This window comes from Acinetobacter sp. YH12070, assembly GCF_013419625.1.
In the GTDB taxonomy this organism is placed as follows: Bacteria; Pseudomonadota; Gammaproteobacteria; order Pseudomonadales; family Moraxellaceae; genus Acinetobacter; species Acinetobacter amyesii.
In genome coordinates this window covers 68,701-78,325 of the sequence record NZ_VOZT01000012.1, presented here as the reverse complement: position 1 = coordinate 78,325, position 9,625 = coordinate 68,701, and the positions used below count along the sequence as shown (strand labels likewise).

The following is a 9,625-nucleotide window of genomic DNA, read 5'->3' as shown; positions in this document are numbered from 1 at the left end:
TGTACACAGTGCACTGGGTTATGTATCGCCTTTTGAGTTTGAAGCAATGTACTATGATAAGATTAACCCGTTAGGTCAGGTGGCCTAACTTAAATAAAAAAGTCTCCGACAAACCCGGTACGGTTCAATCAGTATCGGCCGGATGATCGAGAAGAATGGCAAACGCCTACCGGAAAAGGATGACCAGTTCACCATTACTTCCCAGATTCAAAGCAAAGAAGGCTGGGTTAAACATCCACTGGATGATCAGCTGCGAGCGAATGCTCCGAATCAAAAGCTCCGTTCAATCCCTGTCAGAATGATCTTTAATGATCCTGATTTAAACCTGCGTGCAGAATACAGCCTGTTTGACCGACAGACTGGAAGACCTGTCTGTGTCGGTAATGGAGAAACCTGCCAACGTTTAACCAATCAAGGCGTGGAGCAACATCCCTGTCCATCCCCTGATTTATGTCCATTGGCTCAAGGAGGGAACTGCAAGCCCTATGGTCGTTTGCATGTGAACTTAGATGAATCGGATGAGTTTGGCACCTTCATCTTTAGAACTACAGGCTTTAACAGTATTCGAACTTTGGCTGCACGGCTGAGTTATTACCATGCGGCCTCAAATGGTTTGTTGTCATGTCTACCCTTGCAATTGATATTGCGGGGCAAGAGTACGACACAGAGTTATCGTCAACCAGTGTATTACGTGGATTTAACTTTAAGAGAAGGGATTAGTTTGAATGAAGCCATTATGCAAGCGAAGCAAATTGATGAACAGAGTAAGCAGGCGGGGTTTTATCAGGAGGCTGTGGATTTTACTGCCAGGAAGGGCTTTGGGAATGGAAGGATGGAGGTCGATATGGAAGAAGGTTTGGATGTGGTTGAGGAGTTTTATCAGCCTGTTGAAGGCCAGCAGATTGAGGAAACGCAGCCTGAATTTAATATTCAGCAGGGATTGAAAGGATCAGTGACGGCTTTGAATTAAATCAGACAAGGTAAAACCTTACGAGATTGCCGTATCTCATGAGCGAGTTGCTCGAAATCATGAGATAGGAGTAAACATCATGAATGCATTTGTTGGTCAAACTTTCCCGATGAATCAAATCGTTAATATTAAAGAGGTGGTTCAATTTACAAGTATTAGTCGAGCTAAAATCTATGAAATGATTAATGAGAAATCAAAATACTACGATCCTACTTTTCCAAAGCCTGTGCGACTAAGTGAATCTCGTATTGGCTGGTCAGCTTGGGAAATAAATCAATGGATTGAAGATAAGCTGGAAAATCGTGAATAAAAGTGGGGAGCTTCGGCTCCCTTATTTTTTGGTTTTCAGTAAACTATGGAAATGTTAAAAATCTAAAGAATAAAATGAATCAAGCCATTCACTACTACAATCAAAAGATGCTTTAAACGACATTTTCTGTCGCTGAGTGAAATCAATTCAGTGATTAATCACTATTTTTTTCCAAAAGTTCAACAAAATTTCAGTAAGATAAAGGTTAGCAAGTTTTCAGTTGATGCTACTGCGTCAAATAAGAACCAGGATTTTTCAGAACACTATGACCAACAATAACTTTTCACAAATCGCTTCTTTCATCTGGTCGGTTGCCGACCTGCTGCGTGGTGACTTCAAACAATCGCAATATGGTCGTATCATTCTGCCATTTACCTTGTTACGTCGTTTGGAATGTGTACTGGAAGAAAGCAAGGCGGCGGTACTGGCAGAACATGAAAAAGTCTCCAAACTGAATCTGCCAGAAGAAGCTCAAGAAAAGTTATTGCTGCGTGCCACCAATGGTCTAGCCTTCTTTAACACCTCCCCAATGGATCTCAGCAAAATGGGGCAGAGTGACATCAAGGCTAACTTAAGTACTTATGTGCAAAGTTTCTCTAAAGATGCCCGTGAGATTTTTGAATACTTTAACTTCATCGAATTTGTGGGCCTCCTCGATGATGCCAACCTTTTGTATAAAGTCGTGCAAAAGTTTGCCACTACGGATCTGAGTCCAAAGAACGTATCCAACCATGACATGGGCTTGGTGTTTGAAGAACTGATCCGTCGTTTTGCCGAAGGTTCTAATGAAACGGCTGGGGAACACTTTACCCCGCGTGACATTGTACGTTTGACCACGGCACTGGTGTTTATGGAAGATGATGACGTGCTGACCAAAGACGGCATTATCCGTACCATTTATGACCCGACTTGCGGAACAGGCGGCTTCCTGTCTTCAGGTATGGAATATCTGCATGAGCTGAACCCGAATGCGGTGATGCGTGCCTTTGGTCAGGAACTCAATCCAGAATCCTACGCTATCTGTAAAGCCGACATGCTGATCAAAGGCCAAGACGTGAGCCGGATTAAACTGGGTAACACGCTGTCGAATGATCAACTCTCGGTCGATCAGTTTGACTACATGCTGTCTAACCCACCTTTTGGGGTGGACTGGAAAAAAATCGAACAGGACATCAAGGACGAGCATGAACAAAAAGGCTTTGATGGCCGTTTCGGTGCAGGCTTGCCACGGGTATCGGATGGTTCACTATTATTCCTGATGCACCTGATCAGCAAGATGCGTGATGCCAGTAGTAGTGAGAGCGGCAGCCGCATCGGGATTATCCTGAATGGTTCACCTTTATTTACCGGTAGTGCAGGCAGTGGTGAAAGCGAGATCCGTCGCTACATTTTAGAAGCCGACTTGCTTGAAGCAATCATTGCCCTACCCAACGACATGTTCTACAACACCGGGATTGCCACCTATATCTGGGTACTCAGCAATAAAAAAGCCGCTGAACGTAAAGGCAAGGTACAGCTGATCAATGCCTCAAACCTTAGTACCAAAATGCGTAAGTCGCTGGGTTCAAAACGTAACTATCTGACTGAAGCTGAAATTGCCACCATTACCCAAAATTACGGTGACTTTGTGGCGGTAGACACCTTGGCACAGGATGGCGAAACCGAACAGCAAAAACCATTCGCCAGCAAGATTTTTGACAGCCATGAATTTGGCTACCGTCGCGTGACCATTGAACGTCCATTACGTTTATCGGCACAGATCACGGATAGCGCGATTGCTGCATTACGTTTTGCGCCGAAACCGTTTAATGCTGTGATGAAAAGTATAGATGCGCAATTGGGCACAGCCTTTGGTACAGCGTGGACAGTAGAAACTTATGGTCAGTTGCAGGATGTGGCGCTTGAGGTGCGTGCCCTGATTAAAGCCGAGTTCCCTGAGCTAAAAGAAAAAGACATTAAAGAGGTACTGGACAGCAAAATCTGGCTGTTCCAGAAAGCCTTGATGGAAAAAGCCCAAGCGTTACAGGCCGTGATTGGCACTGAGCAGTTTGATGATTTTAACCAGTTTGATGAAGTGCTGAAAAAAGCCCTGAAACAAACCGACATCAAGCTGGATGCCAAAGAGAAGAAACAGCTGTTAGACGCCATTACCTGGAAGAATTCGGAAGCGGAACCGGTGATTAACAAGGTACTGAAACAGGCCGAAAATCCACTATATGGCCAGTTTAGCTACCAGGGCAAAGTTGTTGAGTTTGTGCAGGATGGTGACTTGCGTGATGCAGAGAACATTGCACTGAATCCAAAAGTCAGCACCACAGAATTGATCGAAGAGTACTTTAAACGTGAAGTACAGCCCCATGTGCCTGATGCATGGATCAATGCCGACAAGCGCGATGAAAAGGATGGCGAGATTGGTATTGTTGGTTATGAAATTCCGTTTAACCGTCATTTCTACGTGTACCAGCCACCACGTGATTTAATAGAGATTGATGCAGATCTGGATGCGGTGAGTGCCGAGATTATGCAGCTGTTACAAGAGGTGCATTCCTAATGGCAAAGTATCAGGCCTATGCGGAGTATAAGGATTCAGGTGTTCAATGGTTAGGTGAGATTCCGAGTCATTGGAAATTAACGCGATTAAAATTCTTGGCAAAAATTAGAAATGGTCAAGATTATAAGCATGTAGAAACTGAAACAGGCTTCCCTGTTATGGGATCGGGTGGGCAATTTACTTTTAGCTCTACTTATATGTTTAATAGGCCTTCAGTGCTCTTGGGGCGCAAAGGGACAATTGATAAACCACTTTATATTGATGAGCCATTTTGGACAGTTGATACGATGTATTACACTGAAGTGAATAAGGACATTGATGTAAAATATTTTTATTACTTAAGCAAAACTATTCTCTTTAATCGCTATTCAACTAATACAGCTTTACCAAGTATGACACAAGAGAACCTCAATAATTTTGAGTTTTCTTTACCTCCCAGTGTTTTCGAACGAAATCAGATTAGAAATTTCCTCGACCACGAAACCACCAAAATCGATCACCTGATTGAAAAACAACAACAACTGATTGAACTGCTGAAAGAAAAACGCCAGGCGGTGATTAGCCATGCCGTGACCAAAGGTTTAAATCCTAATGTAAAAATGAAAGATTCAGGCGTGGAATGGTTAGGGAAAGTGCCGGAGCATTGGGGAATCTGGAAATTTGCACATATAGCACCTATTATCACTTGTGGTGTCGCATCAACGCCTACTTATGTTGAAGAAGATGTAGGAATGCCATTTTTATCTGCACAAAATATCAAGAACAATAAATTATCTCTGCATAAGTTTAACTACATTCCTCATTCATTACATGAGCAATTAACCAAATATCGGAAGCCTGAGTTAGGCGATATTTTGGTAACGCGAGTAGGTGCGGGAATAGGAGAAGCTTGTATTGTTGATATAGATTTGGAATTTTCAATATATGTTAGCTTAACTCACATTCGGGTAAATTCTAATATTGCTAATAATAAATTCGTTATGTATTTCTTTGGAACGGATTATTGCAAGTTCCTGAATTATGAGGGAACGGTAACAGGTGGAGGCGTTGGTAACTTAAACGTTAATAATGTTGTTAAGTATAAAATTGCTCTTCCATCACTTCAAGAACAACAGAAAATTGTTGAGTATATTGATCATTATGTTACCAAGCAGGATGAATTAATTTTAAAAGCAGAATCAGCAATTTCATTAATGCAAGAACGCCGAACTGCCTTAATCTCAGCCGTAGTCACTGGCAAAATCGACGTGCGCCACTGGCAATCGCCAACGGTTGCTGAGGCACACACGGAGTTCAGCGCATGAGGGCATCACGTTTCTTAAACAACTGCTATACACAAGGCTATTGCATAATGGCCCACTATCATGCACTATACGCTCAACAACACCCGACAAGGCTAGGCAAGCAATTGCATCCTCAAACTGTCGGGTTACTTGTTTCTACCGCCCTAAAAAATATAACAATCAGGGCAAGCCACCTATGAAGCCTTTCAATAAGCCTGCCAAAACCTTTGCTGAACAAATCGAGCTATTAAAAGCGCGTGGTATGCAGTTTGTTAACGAGCAAGATGCACAATTTTACCTAGAGCAAATCAATTATTATCGCTTAGGTGCCTATTGGCTTCCTTTTGAAAACACCCATTCACCGCATTGTTTTAAACCTGATACCAGTTTTGAACAGGTGCTTGAACTGTACATCTTTGACCGTGAATTAAGGCTACTTATCCTAGATGCCATAGAACGTGTAGAAGTGGCGATCCGTACCCGTTTTGCGTATGAACTGGCACATCGGCATGGCTGTCATGCCTATCTGCAAAGTCAGTACTTTAAACCTGCCTTTAGATGGAACAGCTTACTCGAATCACTGAAAACTGAAGTTTCCCGGGCAGATGAGGTCTTTATAGAACATTATAAACGTACCTATGATGATCCTGAATTACCACCGATTTGGGCAACCTGCGAAGTCATGAGTTTTGGTCAACTGTCTAAGTGGTATCAGCTCTTGGCACCGATTCAGACACGTAAAGCCATTTCCAGTCATTTTGATTGCGATGAAAAACAGTTTGAAGGGCTATTACAGCATTTTGTTTATTTAAGAAATATTTGTGCACATCATGCCAGATTATGGAATCGTAAATTGACGAAAACGATTGCACAACCTCGCAGCAAACCAGCAGGTTTAAAGCCGCAATGCAATTTTGATCAAAATATTTCAGCAGACAGAAAACTTTATAACAGCCTAGTTTTTTTATTGCATTTCATGGATAAGATTGCACCAAAGCATACATGGCGTAATCGCTTACTCTATCTGTTACGCACGCACCGCAACATTTCTAAAACATGGATGGGATTTCCTGAACAGTGGGAAAGTTATCCCATTTGGCAAACAGATCAAATCCAATGAATGACGGGGTCACACTGGCACACAATATTGACGAACCCATGCCGACCGTGAGTGTGGCAGGTGTGATTTGAAAAATTCATTTTATTTACAAAGATTATGCAGACGCTGTCTGCAAAATGCAGTTTTTTGGGGGCAAGCATCATGGATGCAACTTTAGAAAGCATTTTTCAACAAGATATCGTGGCGCAAATGCAAAGTCACGGTTGGATGATCGGCTCAGCACAAGGCTACAACCGTGAAACCGCCTTGTATGAGCAGGACGTACTGGATTTTGTGCAACAGACCCAAGCACAAGACTGGCAGAAGTTTCAGCGCATTTTTCCGCAAGATACCGAACGGCATTTTCTAGAAGCCGTGGTTGCCCAACTGAAGAAAGCCGACATCAATGCCACTGATGAACAGTCACGCAGCTATGGCACCTTGGGTGTATTGCGTCACGGAGTGAAAACCCGCAGCGCACGATTTTTCCTCTGTCAGTTTAAACCTGAACATGCGCTGAATCCCGATACCTTAGCCAATTACAAAAAGAACATCTGCCGCATTGTGCCAGAATTGGTCTATAGCCCCTATGCCACCGCTGCCGAGTTACAGGACACCGGCAAACAGGCCAAGAAATGGCGCATTGACCTAGTCCTGTTTATCAACGGCTTTCCGGTGGCAACACTGGAACTCAAGTCCGAGTTTAAACAGGCCGTGCAGAATGCCATGTTGCAGTACAAGCGCACCCGCTTTCCGAAAGATCCAGAAACCAACAAGCCTGAACCCTTGCTGATGTTTAAGCGTGGCGCATTGGTACACTTTGCCGTCAGTCAGTACGAAGTCTATATGGCGACTCAACTGGCCGGAGAAGATACCTTCTTCCTGCCGTTCAACAAGGGTACAGCGGAAGGTGGTGCAGGCAATGACGTGCCGAAAGACCAAAATCAGTACGCCACCGCCTATCTGTGGAATGAAGTTCTCACCCCAGACAATTTGCTGAATATCATTGCACGTTTTGTCCATCTGCAAATTGAAGAGAAAGAAAACTGGGAAGGACGCAAGTACAAAAAAGAACTACTGATCTTCCCACGTTACCACCAGTGGGATGTGGTCACTAAACTGATCAATGCCGCCTTAGAGGAGGGCACTGGACAGAAATATCTGATTCAGCACAGTGCAGGTTCAGGTAAGTCCAACTCGATTGCTTGGACAGCACATCAGCTGTCGACCCTGTACGATCAACACAATCAGAAACTGTTTGATTCGGTGATTGTGGTCACTGACCGTACGATTCTGGATGCCCAGCTACAGGACACCATCTACCAGTTTGAACATGCCGATGGCGTGGTCGGACGCATCAATAACAAAGAGGGTGATGGCTCCAAATCGGAAAAACTGGCCAAAGCACTGGAAACCTCACAGCCGATTATCATTGTGACCATCCAGACTTTCCCCTTTGTGCTGCGTGCGATTGAAAACAGTACCAATCTGAAACAGCGACGTTATGCGGTGATTGCCGATGAAGCGCATTCTTCACAAAGCGGTTCTACGGCACGACAACTGAAAGAAGTGTTGATGCTGGAAGAGCGCGAAGAGGATGCTGAACTGTCTTCGGAAGATATTCTGGATGCGGTGGTGGCTGCACGTAAGGGCAGTAATAACCTCAGCTACTATGCCTTTACCGCGACACCTAAAGACAAAACCCTGCAACTGTTTGGCCGTGTACCCAATCCTGAGCTACCGCCATCCAAGCAAAACAAGCCGGAAGCTTTCCATGTCTACTCCATGCGCCAAGCAATTGAAGAAGGCTTTATTCTGGATGTGCTGAAAAACTATACCAACTATAAAGTGGTGTATAAGCTCAAACAGAAAATTGAAGAAGCCGACAAACAGGTCGATGCCAAAAAAGCCAAGATCAGACTGAATCAGTGGGTGCGCCTGCATGACCACAACATTTCTCAGAAAGTGAAAGTCATTGTCGAGCATTTCAAAAATAACGTGATGGGCTTATTGGGTGGACAAGCCAAAGCCATGGTGGTGACCAGTTCACGTAAAGAAGCGGTGCGTTACAAGCTCGCTTTTGATAAATACGTGACGGATCAGGGCTATAAGTCCATTCAGGCTATGGTCGCATTCTCGGGTGAGGTTGAGTTTAATGACAAGGATACCGACAGCAGTGGTTTAGTCGGGCAGACCTTTAATGAACGCAACATGAACCCGGGACTGAAAGGGCGGGAAATGCGTAAGGCCTTTGATAGTGATGACTATCAGGTGATGCTGGTGGCCAACAAGTTCCAGACTGGCTTTGACCAACCGAAACTGTGTGCCATGTACGTAGACAAAAAGCTGGGTGGTGTTGAGTGCGTACAAACCTTGTCACGCTTGAACCGTACCTATCCGGGCAAAGCGGAATCTGGCACCTTTGTCTTGGATTTCTTTAACGATCCTGAAGACATTCTTGGGGCCTTCCAGCCTTACTATCAAACCGCAGAACTGGCTGATGTATCGAATCCGGATCAGATCTTTGACTTGTTTGAAAAGCTGAAAGCTACCAAGATTTTTCTGTGGACGGAAGTTGAACAGTTTGTAGAAGCCTTTTTTACCAAGAACAAATCCAATGCTGCGATCAGTAATATCTGCAAACCCGCGGTTGAACGCTGGCAGAAACGTTATAGTCAGGCCATCGAAGCCTATAACACCACCCGTGACATGCTGGAACGCTGCAAGAAAACCAATGATGCGGTGCTGATTGCCAATGCCGACAATGCCTTTAAAGAGGCTAAGCTTGAAAAAGACAAGCTGGAAATCTTTAAAAAAGACTTGGGAAGTTTTACCCGTTTCTACGAGTTTATGTCACAGATCGTGGACTACGATGACAAAGAACTGGAGAAGCTCAGTCTGTATGCGCGTAACCTGCGTCCATTGCTGCGTGAAACCGCAACGAAAGACGATGAGGTGGATCTAAGTAATGTCAGTATGAGCCATTACCGCTTGTCCAAGATCCGTCAGCAGGACATCAAGCTGAAAGAAGATGCCGAAGATTTTAAGCTAGAACCGGGCAATGACCTCGGTGCAGCCAAGCCACGCGATAAGAAAGAAGAGTTCCTGTCACAGATTATTGAGCGTCTGAATGATGTCTTTATCACTGATAACCTAACCGATAAAGATATGCTCAACTATGCCTATACGGTACGTGACAAGCTGGCGGAAAATGAGATTGTGATGAAGCAGATCGCCAACAATACCCGTGAACAAGCCATGCTGGGTGATTTCCCGAAAGCGATGGATGATGCCATTCTTGGCAGTAGTGCGGCACATCAGGAGCAGATGATGCAGTTGCTGTCTGATCCGGCGAAGGCCAGCATCTTTGCGAGAGTGATCTTTGATATGTTGAGTGGTGGGTAATTTTAGA

General features: G+C 44.3%; 6 protein-coding genes. All 6 read left to right on the top strand.

Annotated features, from left to right (window positions below; all coding sequences use genetic code 11):
- Positions 1-142 precede the first annotated feature (142 nt).
- The 6 genes from FTU17_RS05450 to FTU17_RS05425 all read left to right on the top strand — a co-directional run bounded on the left by FTU17_RS05450 (position 143) and on the right by FTU17_RS05425 (position 9,618).
- Complete coding sequence (locus tag FTU17_RS05450) at positions 143-970, top strand: hydrolase or metal-binding protein (protein WP_180134842.1); 828 nt, start codon at positions 143-145, stop codon at positions 968-970.
- Positions 971-1,049: 79 nt separating this feature from the next.
- Positions 1,050-1,280 (top strand): AlpA family transcriptional regulator, encoded by a 231-nt coding sequence (locus FTU17_RS05445; RefSeq protein ID WP_004884796.1) that lies wholly within the window; start codon positions 1,050-1,052, stop codon positions 1,278-1,280.
- A 265-nt stretch (positions 1,281-1,545) separates the two neighbouring features.
- Complete coding sequence (locus tag FTU17_RS05440; RefSeq protein ID WP_180134841.1) at positions 1,546-3,831, top strand: class I SAM-dependent DNA methyltransferase; 2,286 nt, start codon at positions 1,546-1,548, stop codon at positions 3,829-3,831.
- The gene (locus FTU17_RS05435) at positions 3,831-5,135 is read left to right on the top strand and encodes a restriction endonuclease subunit S (RefSeq protein ID WP_180134840.1); all 1,305 of its coding nucleotides are present in this window, start codon (positions 3,831-3,833) and stop codon (positions 5,133-5,135) included. The genes FTU17_RS05440 and FTU17_RS05435 overlap by 1 nt, the downstream gene beginning before the upstream one ends.
- 175 nt (positions 5,136-5,310) lie before the next feature.
- Positions 5,311-6,234 (top strand): Abi family protein, encoded by a 924-nt coding sequence (locus FTU17_RS05430; protein WP_180134839.1) that lies wholly within the window; start codon positions 5,311-5,313, stop codon positions 6,232-6,234.
- Between the two features lie 141 nt (positions 6,235-6,375).
- On the top strand, positions 6,376-9,618 hold the full coding sequence (locus FTU17_RS05425; RefSeq protein WP_180134838.1) for a type I restriction endonuclease subunit R: 3,243 nt from the start codon (positions 6,376-6,378) through the stop codon (positions 9,616-9,618).
- Positions 9,619-9,625 lie beyond the last annotated feature (7 nt).

Excerpts from the sequence above, each read along its gene's own strand:
- FTU17_RS05430 (WP_180134839.1), top strand. The coding sequence starts at position 5,311 with ATGAAGCCTTTCAATAAGCCTGCCAAAACCTTTGCTGAACAAATCGAG.
- FTU17_RS05425 (WP_180134838.1), top strand. The coding sequence starts at position 6,376 with ATGGATGCAACTTTAGAAAGCATTTTTCAACAAGATATCGTGGCGCAA.
- FTU17_RS05450 (WP_180134842.1), top strand. The coding sequence starts at position 143 with ATGATCGAGAAGAATGGCAAACGCCTACCGGAAAAGGATGACCAGTTC.
- FTU17_RS05445 (WP_004884796.1), top strand. The coding sequence starts at position 1,050 with ATGAATGCATTTGTTGGTCAAACTTTCCCGATGAATCAAATCGTTAAT.
- FTU17_RS05435 (WP_180134840.1), top strand. The coding sequence starts at position 3,831 with ATGGCAAAGTATCAGGCCTATGCGGAGTATAAGGATTCAGGTGTTCAA.
- FTU17_RS05440 (WP_180134841.1), top strand. The coding sequence starts at position 1,546 with ATGACCAACAATAACTTTTCACAAATCGCTTCTTTCATCTGGTCGGTT.